The organism is Lacinutrix algicola (assembly GCF_001418085.1).
GTDB lineage: Bacteria > Bacteroidota > Bacteroidia > Flavobacteriales > Flavobacteriaceae > Lacinutrix > Lacinutrix algicola.
Genome location: NZ_LIQH01000039.1, coordinates 43797 through 63696, shown reverse-complemented (window position 1 = coordinate 63696; position 19900 = coordinate 43797). Strand labels below are relative to the sequence as shown.

Genomic DNA, 19900 nt, shown 5'->3' with positions numbered 1-19900 from the left:
AATATACTATTTCAAAAGCGGATTTATCTATTCTGAATTCGTAAATTCGACCTATGAATTTTCTCGCACACATATATTTATCTGGAAATAACAAAGACATAACTATTGGTAATTTTATTGCAGATGGTATTCGTGGTAAAAAATACCAGAAATATCCAACAGATATACAAACAGGTATTTTATTACATCGCCAAATAGATACGTTTACAGATGCTCACAAAACAGTAAGAATAAGCACTAAAAGGCTTCATAAAAATTATGGACATTATTCTGGAGTAATTGTAGATATTTTATACGATCATTTTTTAGCTAAAAACTGGAGTAATTATTCTAACGTGCCATTAGCTGAATATATTGATAATTTCTACAGTAGTTTACAAGATAATTTTGAAGTATTACCGGCTAGAATTCAAAAAATGATGCCTTATATGATTGCCGATAATTGGCTATTAAGCTATGCTACTATTGAAGGTATTGGAAAAGTTTTGGTTGGTATGAATAAAAGAACACAAAACCGATCTCAAATGAATTTAGCCGTAAACGAACTTCAAGAATTCTATGATGAATTTGAAGATGAATTTACCCGCTTTTTTGATGAATTGATTCAGTTTTCATCTAAAAAATTAAAAGAAATAGAAGACAGATAAACCTTACATTTTATCATTCAGAACGAAGTGAAGAATCGTTAAAAAACAGATACTAAAAATGAAGCTTAAAAATACACTACTCGTAATCGCGACAATTACAATCTGTTTTTCTTGTAAAAAGAAAGCACCTATTCGTGGTTTAGTTACACAACAAGCAATGGTTGTTTCGGCAAGAGTTGAAGCTTCTAACATTGCAAAACAAATTATGGAACAAGGCGGAAACTCTTTTGATGCTATGATGGCTACAGATCTTGCTTTAGCTGTGGCATATCCAAATGCAGGAAATATTGGTGGTGGCGGTTTTATGGTTTATAGATTAAACGATGGCAAAATTGGCGCTTTAGATTATAGAGAAAAAGCACCATTGGCAGCTACAAAAGACATGTATTTAGATTCTTTGGGAAATGTTATTCCGGATATAAGTACACGCGGTGCATTGGCTGTTGGAATTCCTGGTACAATTGCAGGTGTTTTTGAAGTACATAAAAAGTTTGGTTCATTACCTATTGAAACCATTTTAAAACCTGTTATCGCTTTAGCAAAAAGAGGTGTTATTGTTACTAAAAAGCAAGAAATTAGAATTGCAGAAAAGCAATCGGATTTTAAACTAACCAATAAAGATTCTATTCAGTTTCTTAAAAACTGGAAAGCAAATGATACTATTAAATATCCAGAATTAGCAGAAACACTAACGCAAATAATGAAAAACGGTCGTGATGAATTTTACAAAGGAAAAACGGCTAAAATATTAGCGCAGTTTATTCAAGATAATGGTGGTATAATTACTGAGGAAGATTTAGGGAACTACCAAGCAAAATGGAGAACACCTATTACTTTTAATTACGACGATTTACGTATTATTTCAATGTCTCCGCCTTCAAGTGGTGGTATTACTATGGCACAAGTATTAAAATCTGTTGAAAGTTACAACTTAGATGAATTTGGACACAACTCTGCAAAAACAATTCAGCTTTTAGCTGAAGCTGAACGTCGCGCTTATGCAGATAGAAGTTATTATTTAGGTGATCCTGATTTTGTTAAAGTCCCTCAAGATAAATTAGTAAGTGACACCTATTTAAAAGACAGAATGTCTAGTTTTTCTTTTGAAAAAGCAACACCTTCAACCGCAATTTCTCATGGTACTGTTGATATTGTAGAAAGTGATGAAACTACGCACTACTCTATTATCGATCAATTTGGAAATGCTATAGCTGTAACAACAACTTTAAATTCTTATTATGGTTCTAAATTATATTGTCAAGAATTAGGTTTCTTTTTAAACAATGAAATGGACGATTTTTCTAGCAAACCTGGCATACCAAACGTTTACGGACTTATTGGCGCTGAAGCCAATGCTATTTTACCAGAAAAACGTATGTTAAGCTCAATGACGCCAACTATTGTAGAAAAAAATGGAGAGTTATTAATGAGTGTTGGAACACCTGGAGGCTCCACAATTATTACTTCGGTTTTACAGACTATTTTAAATGTACACGAGTTTAAAATGGGTATGCAAGAAGCTGTTAATGCACCTCGTTTTCATCACCAATGGTTACCAGACGAAATTAGAATGGAACCTAATCGCTTTAATACAAAAACCATTACAAGTTTAGAACAAAAAGGCTATACTATAAACGAAGAACGCTCGCCAGTAATTGGTATTGTAGATGGCATTTTAGTATTACCCGACGGTTCTCTTGAAGGTGGAGCAGATTCTCGTGGTGATGATGCTGCTGCTGGTTTTTAAGTATCATTCCAAGGACGTAGGACGTGTAAATGTGTTGTACATAAAAATATAATTAATAAAAAAAATTTCCGTTTTAACGGAAACGAAAAAAAGCTTTTCGATGAGAAAAAAGAAAAAACTTACACCAAAAAGAATATTAAAATTTGTAGCAGGAACGGTTATATTTTTAACACTACCTACACTCCTACTCTTTGGTTTTTTATATATTAAGTACAATGAAGATTTACCTGTTGGAGAAAAAACAGCACAAGCAGATGTCTTAGCTAATAAAATGCTTAATGCCTTAAATTACGATGCATACAAGACAACAGACTATATAGAGTTCACCTTTAAAAAGCGTCATCATTATAAATGGAATAAAACTGAAAACACCTGTGAAGTCTATTGGAAAAACTACAAAGTTAATTTAGATTTAAATGATAGTTCTAAAAGCGAAGCGTTTCAAAATGATATAAAAATTGAAACTCAAGAAAGGAACGCATTAATAGAAAAAGCGATAAGTTATTTTAATAATGACACCTTTTGGGTTGTTGCGCCTTATAAAGTTTTCGATGAAGGCACAACACGAAGCATCGTTACTTTAGAGAATAACGAACAAGCCTTATTAGTGACTTATAGTTCTGGTGGCTCTACTCCTGGAGATTCCTATTTATGGCATTTAGATGAAGCTGGGAAACCTAAAAGTTTTCAAATGTGGGTAGGTATTTTACCAATTAATGGACTAGAAGCTTCTTGGAGCGATTGGACAACTACCGAAACAGGAGCTATGTTACCAACATTTCATAAAATGATGGTTTTAGGACTGGAAATTGAAGGGATTAAAACAATTCCTGATTCTGGTAGAACTTATTATTATCCAAATACTGAGTATTATATTAATTCCGAAGACAAAACTGAAATATCATTAGATTCAATAAAAGACTTTAAAAGTATAATTAAAAAAATAGATAGTATTACGTGTACAGAAAAAACTGCTGTAGTAACATTAAAAACAGAAAAATCTACTTTCAAATTTATACCATTTAGCAGCTGTAAACATCAATCTAATTGGTGCCCTAAAGGTCGAAACCTAATTGAAGTCTCACCAGGAAAAATTGTTCATTCTTCTTTTGGCGAAAAATCAATAGATAGTCTTCCTAGATATCTAGAAAAACATTTATTAAACAATGGAAAAGATATTGTATTTTCTGAAAACTTAACAAAACCTGTTATGATTTTCACTTCAGATTCTACAAAAAACAGGAATGAATTGAAAAATACTTTTCAAAAAATTTTCGAAGACTTTAATAGCATAAATAAATCTTCTGAAGAAATTTTATCATTAAGAATGGTACTATATACTACTTCAATAAGTGATTTACCTCCTCCACCAAGACCTAAATAAAGTTATTAATCAAATGAAGGACGCTTTTAAAATAACATACGAAATATTAATGTACCTCTCTAGACTAACTGGTTTTAGTTACAAAGAGATAAACATAATTGTTTGGTTTATTATTATTCCTTTGTCTTGGGCTTATTTAATTGACAAAATTTACAAATTCAATTATTTAAAAATTGTAACATCTATAATAATTAGCTTAACACTTCTTTTTACAGATGATTTTACTGTATTTTCAAATTGGCTATTTGATATCTCTGCTGATTTTTTAAGAAGTTTTAATGTTGTTGGAAGTAATTATATTGCTTCTTCTGTAATCATTTGTGTACTTATCCCTATTGTCATTTATTTTGTTTTAATAAAAAAAGCATTCTTCAAAAAGAATAAAAAAGCTACTTAGATTTCTGCCCAACAAACTGTTGTTCCTTTACCTTAAACAACACATTAAACGTTGTTAAACTTCCATAAATACGTGTAATATATTGTTGTAAATCTATCTTCTCTTGTTCTTCAAGATTACTAGAATTTACTTTTTGTTCCATTACACGTAGTCTATCGCGAACCATTGTAATTTTATGAAAGAAATCGTCAATCTTAATTTCCTTACTTTTTAAATTAGTGTCTGCTGGTTCCAGAATTAGTTTACCACCTTTCCATTTGTCACCAATATGTATTACTTCCGAGACATCGCTATACTTTTTAAGAATACTAACTAAGCTACTTTCAATATCAAAAAGACTAACGGCATCAACTTCGTTTTCGGCAGCTTCAATAACTTCAAACGCTTCGTTTAGTGGTATTGTTTCCAATCCATTTTCTATAAACGTTACCCAATAGTGTTCGCTATCAACGTTTGTTACCACTCCTTTCCCATGTACTTCGTGGCTAATTCTTGAGCCTATTCCTAGTATTTTCATTAAAAAACTTGTTTCTGCATTTCCGCGAAAACGGAAATTTAATTAATGTTAAACTTAATTTTAAAGAGGATTCCGTATTAACTGCGGAATGACAAAATATTTAAAATCGAAGTTAAAAATTAATTATGAAAAATTGAAGTCAATTTTAATAAAATCCTAACTTATTCCATTTCAAAAAGAAAGCTAAAAACCGTAACTTCGCAAATCTGCTTAAAAAGAGCAGAGTTATGCTTTTGCTATGACAAATTTTGAAGAAAATATTGAGGTACAAGGTGCCAGAGTTCATAATCTAAAAAATATAGACGTTACTATTCCGCGAGAAAAACTAGTTGTTATTACTGGTTTATCTGGTAGTGGTAAGTCGTCTCTTGCTTTCGATACTATTTATGCCGAAGGACAGCGTCGTTATATAGAAACGTTTTCGGCTTATGCGAGACAATTTTTAGGAGGTTTAGAAAGACCAGATGTAGATAAAATTGATGGGCTATCTCCTGTAATTGCAATAGAACAAAAAACGACTAGTAAATCACCACGTTCTACCGTTGGAACTATTACCGAAATCTACGATTTTTTACGTCTATTTTACGCTCGTGCCAGTGATGCGTACAGTTACAATACTGGCGAAAAAATGGTGAGTTATAGCGATGAGCAAATAAAGACGCTAATTATTGAAAGTTACAAAGGCAAAAAAATAAATATTCTATCTCCTGTCGTTCGTTCTAGAAAAGGACATTATCGAGAACTTTTTGAGCAAATTGGTAAGCAAGGTTTTGTAAAAGTGAGAACCGATGGCGAAATAAAGGATATTGTTAAAGGTATGAAGCTGGATCGTTATAAGATGCATGACATCGAAATTGTAATCGATAGACTTAAAATTGACGATAGCATTGCAGACGATAAACGTTTAGACGAAAGTATAAATACAGCCATGTATCATGGTGAGGATGTTTTAATGGTTATTGATCACGATACGCAAGAAGCACGTTATTTTAGTAGAAATTTAATGTGTCCTAGTTCGGGAATATCTTATCCAAATCCCGAGCCAAACAATTTCTCATTTAACTCACCAAAAGGTGCTTGCGATAATTGTAATGGTATTGGTGATTTATACCAAGTTAACGAAAACAAAATAGTCCCAGACGATAGTTTATCTATTAAAGCTGGTGCTTTAGCGCCTCATGGTCCAGAAAAGAAAAGTTGGATTTTTAAACAATTAGAATTAATTGCCGAACGCTTTAATTTTAAAATGACAGATGCTTACAAGGATATACCTAATGAAGCAAAACAAATTATATTATACGGAGGTAACGAAAAATTCTCTGTCGATAGTAAAACGTTAGGTGTAAAAAGAGATTATAAAATAGATTTTGAAGGTGTTGCTAATTTTATTGACAGCCAGTATAAAAATGCTGAATCTACCTCATTAAAACGTTGGGCAAAAGAATATATGGACAAAGTAAAATGTCCTGTTTGCGAAGGTTCTCGTTTAAGAAAAGAGTCTTTATACTTTAAAGTCGCGGGAAAAAACATAGCAGAATTAGCAAATAAAGATATTGTCGATTTAGCTGAATGGTTTAAAACTTTAGAAGAAAATTTATCTGAAAAACAAGTAATAATTGCTGAAGAGATTATTAAAGAAATTAAAGCAAGACTTCAATTTTTACTAGACGTTGGCCTAGCCTATTTATCTTTAAACAGAAGCTCTAAATCCCTTTCTGGTGGTGAAGCACAACGTATTCGTTTAGCTACACAAATAGGTTCGCAACTAGTTGGTGTTCTTTATATTTTAGATGAACCAAGTATTGGTTTACATCAACGTGATAACGAAAAATTAATTAATTCTCTTGTTGCACTTCGCGATATTGGAAACTCTGTTATTGTTGTAGAACACGACAAAGATATGATAGAACGTGCAGATCACGTTATAGACATTGGACCACGAGCAGGAAAATTTGGTGGTGAAATTATTAGTCAAGGCACACCAAAACAACTATTAAAAGAGAAAACTTTAACTGCAGAATATCTAAACGGTAAAAAGCAAATAGAAATCCCTGCAAAACGAAGAGAAGGTAATGGTAAGTTTATGGAGCTTAAAGGTTGTACAGGTAACAACCTTAAAAACGTATCTATAAAATTACCTTTGGGAAAAATGATAGGTATTACAGGTGTTTCAGGAAGTGGGAAATCTACTTTAATTAACGAAACGCTCTACCCTATTCTTAATGCTTACTACTTTAACGGTGTAAAAAAACCAATGCCTTACAAAAGCATAAAAGGTTTAGAACATTGTGATAAGGTTATAGATATTAACCAATCGCCAATTGGAAGAACACCAAGAAGTAATCCTGCAACATATACAGGTACTTTTGGAGAAATTAGAAGCCTATTCGCTAAAATTCCAGAAGCTATGATTCGTGGTTATAAACCTGGCCGTTTTAGTTTTAATGTGGCTGGTGGACGTTGTGAAACTTGTAAAGGAGGCGGATTAAGAGTTATAGAAATGAATTTCCTTCCAGACGTTTACGTAGAATGTGAAACCTGCCAAGGCAAACGTTTTAATCGTGAAACTTTAGAAATTAGATACAAAGGAAAAAGCATTAGTGATGTCTTGAATATGACTATTAATGAAAGTGTAGATTTCTTTGAAAACATACCTAAAATTCATAAAAAACTAAAAACCATTAAAGATGTTGGTTTGGGCTATATTACTTTAGGACAGCAAAGCACAACACTTTCTGGTGGTGAAGCACAGCGTATTAAATTAGCAACAGAATTAAGTAAACGCGATACAGGAAATACCTTCTATATTTTAGACGAACCAACAACTGGATTACATTTCGAAGACATTCGTGTATTAATGATTGTACTTAATAAACTTGCAGATAAAGGTAATACTGTACTAATTATAGAACACAATCTAGACGTTATTAAAACTGTAGATTATATTATAGATGTAGGTTACGAAGGTGGTAAAGGTGGTGGAGAAATAGTTGTGAAAGGTACTCCGGAAGAAGTTGCGAAACATAAAAAAAGTTATACCGCTAAATTTTTAAAAAAAGAACTAAATTAGCAAGCTTGATTTTTCAGAAAAAAGAGTGATATAAAAATAAATAACCGTTCTGTTACCGAAAACACATTAAGTTTAAATAACAGAAACAAAAACAAATAATATAGATGAGAAAAGAACAACATCACAAAGGTTGGAATGAGAAAAAAACAAACGATTCGTGGGCAATCTTCAAAATTATGGGAGAATTTGTTAACGGATTTGAAAAAATGAGTCAAATTGGTCCTTGTGTATCTATTTTTGGATCGGCAAGAACAAAACCAGATCATAAGTATTATAAATTAGCCGAAAGCGTAGCAAAAAGTATTTGCGATGCAGGTTATGGTGTTATTACTGGTGGTGGACCAGGTATTATGGAAGCTGGTAATAAAGGTGCACATTTAGCTGGTGGAACTTCTGTTGGATTAAACATAGAATTACCTTTCGAGCAACACGATAATCCATATATCGATAGCGACAAAAGCTTAGATTTCGATTACTTCTTTGTACGTAAAGTAATGTTTGTAAAGTATTCTCAAGGTTTTGTTGTAATGCCAGGAGGTTTTGGAACTTTAGATGAGTTATTTGAAGCCATCACTTTAATACAAACTAATAAAATAGGTAAATTCCCTATTATTTTAGTTGGTACAGATTTCTGGTCTGGATTAATGGATTGGATTAAAAGCACAATGTTAGATAAGTTTTCTAATGTTAGTCCTGGCGATTTAGATTTAATTCACTTAGTAGATACTGAAGATGAAGTTGTTACTATTCTAGACGCTTTCTACAAAGAATCTGGATTAAGCCCTAACTTCTAAAAAACACAATCGTGATAGTTTAAAAAGTAAAATTTTGAATTGTGCTTTTTACTACGCAAATTAATATGCAGGTTTTGCATAGAAAACCTTAGAGTTCTTGTGTTATAACAAGCCTATTCTCTTTGCAAAACCTTCTATTAATTAGAAAACAATTACTTCAAAAAATAAGTATACAATTTTAACAGCTGTAGTTTCGTTATTATGAATGTAACTACACCAAAACTTATCATTTAAAAGGTTTTAATAAAAAGTATTGCTTCTTTTAGTAATAATACTATTTTTAATCTAATTATATTTTTAGTAAATAAAACCAAGTTTCTCTATTTACGTAAGTATTTAGAATAGCATGAGACCATTAATAGAAACTATTTCTATTATTAAATGTGAAGAATTAATTATTAATACTACATCATATTTAAACGGAATGTGTTATGTTGCAGTAAATCAAGTTAATGTTAAACCTTTAAAGTTTATAAAATAAATTGAATCTAAATTACGCTTCCTTATTACTATGCCTACTCTTATGTTTTTCGGCTTCAAGCCAAAACAAAATAGATATTAATGCTACTTTCGATATAGAAAACAAAAGCATTACTATAGAGCAAACTATAGAGTATTTTAATACTTCTAATGTTGCATTAGATGCTATTTACTTAACAGACTGGAGCAATAGTTATTCAGAAAAAAATACACCTTTAGCAGAGCGATTTGCAGAAGAATTTAAAAACACCTTCCATTTTGCAAAAGATGAAGATCGTGGATTCACAAATATTACTTCAATTAAAGAAAATAATAGTGAAGCTAGTTATACGTATTTAGAAAAACATCCAGATATTATTAAGGTTGGTTTAAACCAAACTCTTCTACCAAATAAAAGTTATACACTAAACCTTAGTTATACAGTACAAGTGCCTAACGATAAATTTACACGTTATGGAATTACAAACGAAGGCGATTATAATTTAAGATATTGGTACATTACTCCTGCCGTTTTTAATGGTGAATGGAAATACTTTAGTAACAAAAATTTAGACGATGCCTTTGTGCCAAAAGCAGACATTAGTTTAGAGGTTAACTATCCTAATAATTATACTTTAATAAGTGAGCTGGACGAAGAATTTACTAAAGAGATAAATGAAAACAACACAAAATCTACACTACTAAAAGGTAAGGATAGAATTAATTCTAAATTATTTCTAAATAAAAAAGACACTTACAAAACTGTTGAAACTGATTTTTTTACGGTAGAATCTAATATAGACGAAGAAAATTTAAAACCTGAAGAAGTTGCTATTGTTACAGATAAAGTAGCAGGTTTTATAACTAAAAACTTAGGAAGTTATCCGCATAAAAAAGTATTATTAACAAAAATTGATTATAAGAAAAGCCCTATTTATGGATTAAACTTATTGCCAGATTTTGTGCGTCCGTTTTCTGATACGTTTCAATATGAGTTAAAAATATTAAAGTCGACTTTACACAATTATCTAGAAAACACTTTGCTACTTAATCCAAGAGAAGACCAGTGGTTAATAGATGGCATACAAACGTATTATTTAATGAAATACGTTGAAGAGTATTATCCAGACATGAAAATCCTGGGAAAGCTTGCAAATGTTTGGGGTGTTAGATCTTTTCATGCTTCAGATTTGAAATTTAACGATCAATACAACTTTTTATACATGCATATGGCACGTTCTAACCTAGATCAGCCATTAGATATGCCTAAAGATTCACTTTTAAAGTTTAATAAAAATATAGCTAATAAATACAAAGCTGGTGTCGGTTTAAAATACCTAGATGAATACATGGATTCTAATTCCATGAATAAAATGCTTACACAGTATTTAATAGAAAACAAACTAGAAACAACAACGTCTAAAGCTTTTAAAAACTATTTAAAAACGCATACAGATAAAAATATTAATTGGTTTTTTGAGGACTATGTAGGCACTAGTAAAAAAATAGATTTTAAAATTAAATCTGTTAAAAAAACCGATGACTCATTAATAATTACTATTAAAAATAAAAAAGACCATTTAATGCCGGTCTCTTTATTTACTATTAAAAACGACAGTGTATTATCTAAGCAATGGGTTGAAGGCTTTAAAGGTTATAAAACAATAACCATTGCAAATAATGATGCAGATAAGCTAGCATTAAATTACAATACCACTATTCCAGAAATGAACCTAAGAAATAACTGGAAATCTTTAGGTGGTTTTTTATCTAACAATAAACCATTACAGTTTAGATTGTTTAAGGATATTGAAGACCCTAACTATAGTCAAGTGTTTTTTATGCCAGAATTTGCTTATAACTTTTACGATGGTTTTTCACCAGGTTTAAAACTATATAATAAAACACTTTTATCTAAGAACTTCCTATACCGTTTAAGTCCTAAATATGCTATAAAAAGTAAGCAGCTTGTGGGTAGCGCTTCTGTAAGCTATGCAGATAGAAGAGAAAACAAAAGAAATTATTACACTAAATATGGTATTGGAGGTGAATATTACAACTACGCTCCTAACTTATCTTACACTTCTTACACTCCTTATGTAGATTTCAGGTTTAGAGATCCAAGTAATTTAAGAGACAATAGAAAGAGTTCTTTAAGTTTTAGATATGTGAATATAGACAGAGAAGTAGATCCAACTGGAGAGTTTGAAACAGATGGTGAGCCTAAATACAGTGTTTTTAATGCAAGATACGGAGAGAGTGATCCTAATTTAAAAAACTTTAGTGCTTGGAATACAGACTTACAATTGGCTAAAAACTTTGGTAAAATTTCTGCCACTGCAGAGTTTAGAAAGCTTACCGAAGGTAACAGACAATATAATTTACGTCTTTATGCAGGTTCGTTTATATACAATAAAACATATCAAGATACCGATTTCTTTAGTTTTGCTTTAGACAGACCTACAGATTACTTATTCGATTACGACTATTTAGGGCGCTCTGAAGAAGCAGGATTATTAAGTCAGCAATTGGTAGTGTCTGAAGGTGGCTTTAAATCGCAATTAGAACCAGCCTTTGCAAACCAATGGATAACAACAGCAAATACAAGTACAACCATTTGGCGTTATATTATGGCTTATGGAGATCTTGGTTTAGTTAAAAACCATGGTAAAAACCCAAAATTTGTTTACGATGCAGGAATTCGTTTAAATTTAGTTGAAGACTATTTTGAACTCTATCTACCTGTATATTCTAATTTAGGATGGGAAATAGCACAACCTAATTACGACCAAAGCATACGTTTTATAGTTACTTTATCTCCACAAACATTACTTAAATTATTTACCAGAAGATGGTATTAAACATTAAGTAATTCTCAACGTACTTTTTATTTATCGAATATTTTTTAACTATTCTTATATAAATCGTGTTTTTGTTAAAAATTTAGCAATTTTTTAAGACGATTTCGTATTGCAAAAATCACTTTTATTAATTAGATTTGTGTTTCTAAAAAACCATAACTATGAGCACAAATTCCGACTTAAAAAAAGAGCTATCCTTTAACGATTTTAAAGCACAGGTTTTAGAAGATTATAAGATTGCTGTTACAAGTCGAGAATGTAGTCTACTTGGTCGCCGTGAAGTTTTAACTGGAAAAGCCAAGTTTGGGATTTTTGGAGACGGAAAAGAAGTACCACAATTAGCTTGGGCTAAAGCCTTTGCAAATGGAGACTTTAGATCTGGTTACTACCGAGACCAAACTTTTATGATGGCTATTGGAGCGTTAGATATTCAAACCTTCTTCTCTGGTTTGTATGCCAACACAGACATTTCTTTAGAGCCAATGTCTGGTGGTCGCCAAATGGGTGGACACTTCTCTACTTTTAGTTTAGATGAAAACGGCCAATGGAATAACCTTACAAAACAAAAAAATTCAAGTTCAGATATATCTCCTACTGCTGGACAAATGCCAAGGCTTTTAGGTTTGGCTCAAGCCTCTAAAATTTACAGAAATGTAGAAGGGATTGATGATACTAAGTTTTCTAATAAAGGAAACGAGATTGCTTGGGGAACTATAGGTAACGCTAGTACAAGTGAAGGCCTATTTTTCGAAACCATTAATGCTGCTGGTGTTTTACAAGTACCAATGGTAATAAGTGTTTGGGATGATGAATATGGTATCTCAGTACATGCAAGACACCAAACTACAAAAGAAAATATTTCTGAAATTTTAAGCGGATTCCAACGCGATAACGAAGCAAAAGGTTACGAAATACTTCGTGTTAAAGGATGGGATTACGTTGCGCTTATTGAAACCTATCAAGAAGCTGCTAAAATTGCAAGAACAGAACATGTACCAGTATTAGTACATGTAAACGAATTAACGCAACCTCAAGGACACTCTACTTCTGGTTCTCACGAACGTTATAAAGATAAAGAGCGTTTAGCTTGGGAAGCAAAAACGGATTGTAATGTACAATTACGTAAGTGGATGGTAGAAACTGGGATTTCTACAGACGAAGAGTTAATTACAATAGAAAAGGGAATAAAAAAAGCAGTTCGCGAAGGAAAAAAAGCAGCATGGAATGCTTACTTAAATCCTATATTAAATGAAAGAATTACCATTTCTGAAATATTAACACAAGTAGCCGATTCAAGTGCAAATAGAGTATTTATTGAGAAAATAAATAATGAATTACTTGCAATTGCAGAGCCTGCTCGTAAAGATTTAGCTGTAGCAGCAAGACGTGTTTTAAGATATTTAGTTTCAGAAAATTCTTCAGCTAAAACTCAATTAACACAATGGATAGATTCTTATTTCGAAGCTATTCAGCCAAAATACAGTTCTCATTTACATAATGAAACTGCAACGGCAGCACAAAACATAAAAGAAATCAAACCTATTTATGATGGCAGCAACGAAGAAGTTGATGGTCGTGTGGTTTTAAGAGATAATTTTGACGCCATTTTTACTAAATATCCACAATCTCTAATTTTTGGTGAAGATGCTGGAGCTATTGGAGATGTAAATCAAGGTTTAGAAGGTTTACAAGAAAAATACGGAGAGTTACGTGTCGCAGATGCTGGTATTCGCGAAGCAACTATTATAGGTCAAGGTATTGGAATGGCTATGCGTGGTTTAAGACCAATTGCAGAGATTCAATATTTAGATTACATTATGTATGCGCTACAAATAATGAGCGATGATCTTGCAACAGTACACTACAGAACTAAAGGGCGCCAAAAAGCACCTTTAATTGTACGTACTCGTGGACATCGTTTAGAAGGTATTTGGCACTCTGGCTCACAAATGGGAGGTGTTTTAAACCTAATTCGTGGTATTCATGTTTTAGTACCAAGAAACATGACTAAAGCTGCTGGTTTTTATAACACTTTATTAGAAAGTGACGAACCTGCTTTAGTTGTAGAATGTTTAAACGGTTACAGACTTAAAGAGAAAAAACCAACCAATTTTGGAGAATTTAAAACACCAATAGGTGTTGTAGAAACTGTAAAAGAAGGAAACGATATTACAGTACTTTCTTATGGTTCTACATTAAGAATTGTACAAGATGTTGCAAAAGAATTATTGCAAGTTGGTATAGATGTAGAAGTTATTGATGCGCAATCTTTATTGCCTTTCGATATAAATCACGATGTTGTTAAGAGTTTAGCAAAAACAAATCGTTTAATGATTATTGATGAAGATGTTCCTGGAGGTGCTTCAGCTTATTTATTAGATAAAATTTTAAACGAACAAAATGGTTACCAATATTTAGATAGCCAGCCAAAAACACTTGCAGCAAAAGCACATAGACCTGCTTATGGTACAGATGGAGATTATTTCTCTAAACCATCAGCTGAGGATATTTACGAAGCTATTTATGCCGTAATGCATGAAAACAATCCAAATGACTATCCTAAATTGAGATAATATTTCTGCATAAAAATAATAAAACAGAGCGTTTACTTTTAGTAAACGCTTTTTTTATGCTTTAAATTATGATGTGTATTGAAGGCTTTATTTTTCTTGAATTTATAAAGAAAATAAGTTAATACCATTTATTACTTACTTCCTTAATTTCTTCTTTAGCATCCTCTATCATTTGTTCAGATTTATCAGCATATTGTATCATACCAAACTTATTGATAGTCTCTGCTGAAATACCAAGAAAATTGAAACTTGTTAATAAAAAGGGTGTTGCAAAATTAACACTTTTATAAGGTTCAATTCCAAAATCGCTTCCACTTGTCATTAATACTAGAGCTTTTGTGTTTTCACATAACCCTTTAATCCCTGTTTCAGTATATGTAAAGGTTCTTCCTGCTTGTATAACCGCATCAAACCAAGCTTTTACTGTTGCAGGAACCGAAAAATTATACATAGGACTTGCCAAAACAACAAAATCTGTATCCAGTAATTGTTGCATCATTTTATCATTTTTAGCTAAAACTTTCTGCTCTTCATTTGTAAGTTCTACACCTCCGAAGTTTCTATTTACATAAAGGTTTAAATTCTCTTTTAATAATAAATCTGGAGCTTCTTCTGCTAAATCAACAAATGTTATTTCTGTTTTATCTTGATTATTTTCTATGAAGAAATCAAGCATTTTTTTTGTATTTGAGTTATCTCGTGGAGTATAGCTTAAAATTAATGTCTTTTTCATTTTTAATATTCTTTATATGAGTATGAACAAATTTATATTAAATTTACTATAATATATATACTACTATACTAAAGTATATCAGTATACTTTAGTATAGTAGTATTATTCAAGTAAATCTAAAATAAATAAGAAATGAATAAAATAGACACTTATACACCTACAGAATGTAAAAAATTTATTCTCCCTGTTCGTGATGTAATAGATTTAATTGGAGGGAAATGGAGATTACCTATTATTATAGCTCTTTCGTTTAAAATTCATAGATTTAAAGAATTAGAGCGCCAAATTGAAGGAATAACTCCAAGAATGCTATCTAAAGAATTAAAGGAGTTAGAAATAAATGGATTAGTCAATAGAGAAGTATTTAATACTATGCCTGTATCCGTTCAATACAGTCTTACCGAATATGGAAAATCATTAGATAAAGTAATTGAAACAATGAGAGATTGGGGCTTAACTCATAGAAACAAAATAATTAGTGAATAAATAACAAAGCATAAAAAAATATAGAGTATCTGTATTAATTCCAAAGGTCTGTGTTTATTTACAAATTCCTTTAAATATAAAATTAGGTATTTATATGAAAAATAAGAACAAAATATTTATATTTAGCTAAGTAATAAACCGAAACGAAAGTGCTTATTTTTTACCCTACGTCTCTTATATTAAGCGTAAACGAATCTTCCTAAATCACTAAAAAAATTAAATCCTAAACTAACATTTCATTTTAAGTTCTAAAACATCAAAAATGCTAACAAAAAAAGATAAAGTTCAACTAAGAGGAAATATTTTCAGACATCTTGATGGCATTGCAACTGCAACCACAATGTTTTCGTTACATAAAAAAGGTGTTTTAACTTTTCTGTTCAAAAACAAAACAGTAGAACTTTCTAGACTAGTGTCACATTTTGAAGCTAACGAAGGTTATTTAAATGTGGCACTTCGCGTATTATGTTCGCAAGGTTGGTTAGAACAAGAATTAGATAACAAAAACAATACAGTTACCTACTCTACTAATAAAAACAGTGAAACTGCTTTTGCACTTGCTCACCTTTACGAAGATGCTGTAACTATTTTAAACTATGCTGTACACTTTCCTGTAGAACATATAAGAAGTGATGCCTTTATTGTTTTAGAACGTGTTTTTAAAAAATACAGTGATAACTACGGATTAAAGACACCTGAAGAAAATACAATAGAACATCAAGTTTTAAAACATATTGAAGGTTGTATTGTTGCGCCAATTACTGTAATGCTAGGCGTTAACGGTTTGTTTCATAAATACTTTATGGAAGCTTCTTTTGCTGCCGAAGAATACCATAAAGATCCAGAAAGTTTTAAAAAAATATTAGATTTCTTAAGTCATTTAGGATGGTTTAAAAAGAAAAACGGAAACTACCAGTTTACAGATCAAGGTTTGTTTTTTGCCAAACGTGCTTCGGCCTATGGTGTAACCGTTTCTTACTTACCTACATTTTTACAGTTAGACGAGTTGCTTTTTGGTAATCCATTGGTATTAAAGACTGAAGATGGAGAAACCGAAAAACACGTACACAGAGAAATGAATGTTTGGGGATCTGGAGGTGCACATTCAACTTATTTTAAGGTGATAGATCAAGTTATTATTAAGCTTTTTAATAAACCAATAGACGAGCAGCCAAAAGGTATTCTAGATATGGGTTGTGGTAATGGTGCTTTTATTCAGCATATATTCGATGTTATCGAACACCAAACGCTACGTGGTAAAATGCTTGAAGAATATCCATTACTGCTTGTTGGAGCAGATTTTAATAAGGCAGCATTAAAAGTAACACGCGCCAATTTAATTAAAGCAGATATTTGGGCAAAAGTAATTTGGGGAGATATTGGTAGACCCGATTTATTAGCAAACGATTTACGAGAAGATTATAATATTGAACTTAAAGATTTACTAAACGTACGTACCTTTTTAGATCATAATCGTATTTGGGAAGCACCTAAACATCCAACAAATCGTGTAAGTAACTCGTCTGGAGCATTTGCTTATAAAGGCAAACGTATTAGTAATAATCTGGTTGAAGATTCTTTATTAGAACATTTACAAAAATGGAAACCTTATGTAGAGCAATTTGGTTTGTTAATTATAGAGTTACATACTATAAACCCAAAATTAACAGCAAAAAACATAAGTAAAACTGCCGCAACGGCATACGATGCTACACATGGTTATAGCGATCAATATATTTTAGAAGTCGATGTTTTTAATAAAGTTGCAGCAGAAGCAGGATTAAAACCAGATTTAAATCATTTTTCTAGATTTCCAGATAGCGATTTAGCAACAGTAAGTGTAAATTTGCTTAAAGGATAAGTTATGCTGAAAGAAAACAATTTAACCACTAGAGATTGGCTTGCTATAGAACGTACCAAGTTAGCCAACGAACGTACATTTTTAGCCTATTTTAGAACGTTTATAGTCTTTTTAGCTTCTGGTTTCACCATATTAAAGCTTGAATTTTTAACCGAGCTTAAAAGCCTTGGAATAGCCTTACTAATAATAGCTCCAATAATTTTAATTATAGGTTTAGTACGCTTATTTAGAGTAAAAAACATAATTAAAAAACATTATAAAGTGTAATTTATCATTCCTGCTTAGACAGAAGTGTACACAATAAACAAAAGGTTTCTGTTTTTACGGGAACACAAAAAAGTATTTTTTTTTAATGAAAGCAGTTTCAGTAGTTACTATAAGAAAAGAATTAAAACATAAATCTAGCGAAGAACTTGCCGAGCTATGTTTACGTCTATCTCGTTTTAAAAAGGAAAACAAAGAACTACTTACCTATTTACTTTTTGAAGCAGATAGCGAAGCTGGTTATATAGAAACTGTAAAACAAGAAATCGACGAGCAGTTCAAAATTATAAACACAGACAGCTTTTTCTACATTAAAAAAAGTGTTCGTAAAATTCTACGAAACACAAAAAAATACATCCGCTATTCGCTTAACAAAGAAACCGAAGTAGAACTCCTACTCTATTTTTGTAAAAAGTTAAAAGCTATGAAACCTTCAATTTCTAGAAACACAACTTTAACAAATATCTACGATCGTAATATTGAAGCCATTGCTAAAAAAGTCTTGACTTTACATGAAGATTTACAGTACGATTACACATCGGCTTTAGAGGATATGTAATATCTAAACTATTTAGATTCTATAATTAGGTACACAGATGTACTATCGCCAACATTAAGTACTTCGTGTTCGCTTAACTCACTTTTAGACCAAGTAACACCTGTTGCAACCGGAATAGTACGTGTTCCTTTTGCATCTGTTATTTGAAAAGCACCTCCTGCTAGCGTGTAACCAAAATGTGGTCTATGGTAATGTTTTTGATGTCCTACATTAGGAGGAAACGTGCATTTTAAAATACGTTGCTTTTTAGTTTCGTTTAAAACTTCACATACCTTTTTACCTTCCCAACCTGCCTCTAAAGGATCTGGAAGTGTTTGTACAGATTTGCAAGAAACCATTAGTATTATTAATAAAAATATAGATTTTTTCATAGTACAAAACACTTCACAAAGCTAAGTGCGTTATTAAGTTTTAAAAGTAAATTAGTCTTAGTTTTATTGAAGACTACTCTTCTTTTGTAATTAATTTAAAATTCTAACAAGTAATTCTTTTAATAAGTCTTTTTGTGGTACAGCGTTAGAATTAACACCTTTACTTTTTAAATCGAATTCACGAATAGTAGCAATAATACCACTTACTTTTCGCATTGGAAACTTACGCGCAGCATCTAAAAATTCGTTAACAAAATAAGGATTCACTCGCAAAGCAGAAGCCACACTTCTTGGCGATTTATCGGTCATACCATGTAACTGCAACAATTGTGAAAAGAAATTAAATAGTAAAGCAACAGTAACTACCATTGGGTTATCTTTTGGGTTGTCGCCAAAGTAATTAATAATTTTAAATGCTTTCGCATCGTTACGAGCGCCAATGGCTTTTCGTAATTCGAAATTATTATAATCTTTACTAATTCCTATATTTTCTTCAATATGCGAAGGCGTAATTTCTGTACCTTGTGGTAAAATAATCTGAAGTTTTTCTAATTCATTATTAATTTTACCTAAATCTGTACCCAAAAACTCAACCAACATTTGTGACGCTTTTGGATCTATCTTATAGCCTTTTGTAGACAACGTTCGTCTTATCCAATCTGGCACTTGGTTGTCGTAAAACTTTTTACTCTCGAAAACAACACCAACTTTTTTTATGGTTTTATAAACAGCCTTACGTTTATCTACACTTTTATATTTATAACAAATAACCAAAACTGTAGACGGTTGTGGGTTTTTAGCATAATCTGCTAATTTATCGATAGTACGCGATAAATCTTGAGCCTCTTTTACAATAACAACTTGCTTATCTGCCATCATTGGAAAACGCTTAGCATTACCAACAATATCCTCTATGGTAACATCTCTACCATACAAAACCATTTGGTTAAAGCCTTTCTCCTCTTCTGCCAACACATTGTCTTGAATAAAATCTGAAATTTTATCAATGTAATATGCCTCTTCTCCCATTAGTAAATAAATAGGTGCAAGATTCTTATTCTTTATGTCTGTAACTAGTTTTTTAACCTCGTCCAAAGTAGTATAAATTCCAAATTAAATAATTCCAAATTCCAAAATTGAACGAATAAATAGTCCTTGTTATTTGGTTTTTGATTGT

General features: G+C 31.4%; 17 protein-coding genes. 13 read left to right on the top strand and 4 right to left on the bottom strand.

The window, feature by feature from the left end; all coding sequences use genetic code 11:
- Positions 1-53 precede the first annotated feature (53 nt).
- From ASC41_RS11250 to ASC41_RS11235, 4 genes are all read left to right on the top strand, one after another.
- On the top strand, positions 54-647 hold the full coding sequence (locus ASC41_RS11250; protein ID WP_055436747.1) for an acyl carrier protein phosphodiesterase: 594 nt from the start codon (positions 54-56) through the stop codon (positions 645-647).
- Positions 648-705: 58 nt separating this feature from the next.
- The gene (gene ggt / locus ASC41_RS11245; protein WP_055436746.1) at positions 706-2394 is read left to right on the top strand and encodes a gamma-glutamyltransferase; all 1689 of its coding nucleotides are present in this window, start codon (positions 706-708) and stop codon (positions 2392-2394) included.
- Between the two features lie 100 nt (positions 2395-2494).
- Positions 2495-3778, top strand: coding sequence for a hypothetical protein (locus tag ASC41_RS17175; protein ID WP_241489659.1), 1284 nt, complete (start codon positions 2495-2497; stop codon positions 3776-3778).
- Positions 3779-3791: 13 nt separating this feature from the next.
- Positions 3792-4175, top strand: coding sequence for a hypothetical protein (locus ASC41_RS11235; RefSeq protein ID WP_055436745.1), 384 nt, complete (start codon positions 3792-3794; stop codon positions 4173-4175).
- On the opposite strand, the gene ASC41_RS11230 is transcribed toward ASC41_RS11235, so the two are convergent.
- Complete coding sequence (locus ASC41_RS11230) at positions 4168-4692, bottom strand: hypothetical protein (RefSeq protein WP_055436744.1); 525 nt, start codon at positions 4690-4692, stop codon at positions 4168-4170. The genes ASC41_RS11235 and ASC41_RS11230 overlap by 8 nt on opposite strands.
- A gap of 238 nt (positions 4693-4930) precedes the next feature.
- Between ASC41_RS11230 and uvrA the strand changes: the two genes are divergently transcribed.
- From uvrA to ASC41_RS11210, 5 genes are all read left to right on the top strand, one after another.
- Positions 4931-7762 (top strand): excinuclease ABC subunit UvrA, encoded by a 2832-nt coding sequence (gene uvrA / locus ASC41_RS11225; RefSeq protein WP_055436743.1) that lies wholly within the window; start codon positions 4931-4933, stop codon positions 7760-7762.
- Positions 7763-7866: 104 nt separating this feature from the next.
- Positions 7867-8556: an LOG family protein gene (locus ASC41_RS11220; protein WP_055436742.1), complete on the top strand. Its 690-nt coding sequence runs from the start codon at positions 7867-7869 to the stop codon at positions 8554-8556.
- Positions 8557-8902: 346 nt separating this feature from the next.
- Positions 8903-9037, top strand: coding sequence for a hypothetical protein (locus ASC41_RS17250; RefSeq protein WP_262494967.1), 135 nt, complete (start codon positions 8903-8905; stop codon positions 9035-9037).
- Position 9038: 1 nt separating this feature from the next.
- The gene (locus ASC41_RS11215; protein ID WP_055436741.1) at positions 9039-11876 is read left to right on the top strand and encodes a gluzincin family metallopeptidase; all 2838 of its coding nucleotides are present in this window, start codon (positions 9039-9041) and stop codon (positions 11874-11876) included.
- A 161-nt stretch (positions 11877-12037) separates the two neighbouring features.
- Positions 12038-14449: an alpha-ketoacid dehydrogenase subunit alpha/beta gene (locus tag ASC41_RS11210; protein WP_055436740.1), complete on the top strand. Its 2412-nt coding sequence runs from the start codon at positions 12038-12040 to the stop codon at positions 14447-14449.
- 118 nt (positions 14450-14567) lie between these two features.
- Here ASC41_RS11210 and ASC41_RS11205 read toward each other — a convergent pair whose 3' ends face one another.
- Positions 14568-15182, bottom strand: coding sequence for an FMN-dependent NADH-azoreductase (locus tag ASC41_RS11205; RefSeq protein ID WP_055436739.1), 615 nt, complete (start codon positions 15180-15182; stop codon positions 14568-14570).
- A 132-nt stretch (positions 15183-15314) separates the two neighbouring features.
- Here ASC41_RS11205 and ASC41_RS11200 point away from each other — a divergent pair, with 132 nt between their 5' ends.
- The 4 genes from ASC41_RS11200 (at position 15315) to ASC41_RS11185 (ending at position 18352) form a co-directional block, all read left to right on the top strand.
- Positions 15315-15668 (top strand): winged helix-turn-helix transcriptional regulator, encoded by a 354-nt coding sequence (locus ASC41_RS11200; RefSeq protein ID WP_055436738.1) that lies wholly within the window; start codon positions 15315-15317, stop codon positions 15666-15668.
- A gap of 262 nt (positions 15669-15930) precedes the next feature.
- A complete protein-coding gene (locus ASC41_RS11195; RefSeq protein ID WP_055436737.1) occupies positions 15931-17529 on the top strand; it encodes a class I SAM-dependent methyltransferase in 1599 nt (532 codons plus the stop codon).
- A gap of 3 nt (positions 17530-17532) precedes the next feature.
- On the top strand, positions 17533-17796 hold the full coding sequence (locus tag ASC41_RS11190) for a DUF202 domain-containing protein (RefSeq protein WP_055436736.1): 264 nt from the start codon (positions 17533-17535) through the stop codon (positions 17794-17796).
- A gap of 85 nt (positions 17797-17881) precedes the next feature.
- Positions 17882-18352 (top strand): hypothetical protein, encoded by a 471-nt coding sequence (locus ASC41_RS11185; protein ID WP_055436735.1) that lies wholly within the window; start codon positions 17882-17884, stop codon positions 18350-18352.
- Positions 18353-18360: 8 nt separating this feature from the next.
- Here ASC41_RS11185 and ASC41_RS11180 read toward each other — a convergent pair whose 3' ends face one another.
- Both ASC41_RS11180 and holA read right to left on the bottom strand, forming a co-directional pair.
- Complete coding sequence (locus ASC41_RS11180; protein WP_055436734.1) at positions 18361-18723, bottom strand: cupin domain-containing protein; 363 nt, start codon at positions 18721-18723, stop codon at positions 18361-18363.
- A 90-nt stretch (positions 18724-18813) separates the two neighbouring features.
- The gene (holA, locus tag ASC41_RS11175) at positions 18814-19818 is read right to left on the bottom strand and encodes a DNA polymerase III subunit delta (protein ID WP_055436733.1); all 1005 of its coding nucleotides are present in this window, start codon (positions 19816-19818) and stop codon (positions 18814-18816) included.
- Positions 19819-19900: the final 82 nt, after the last annotated feature.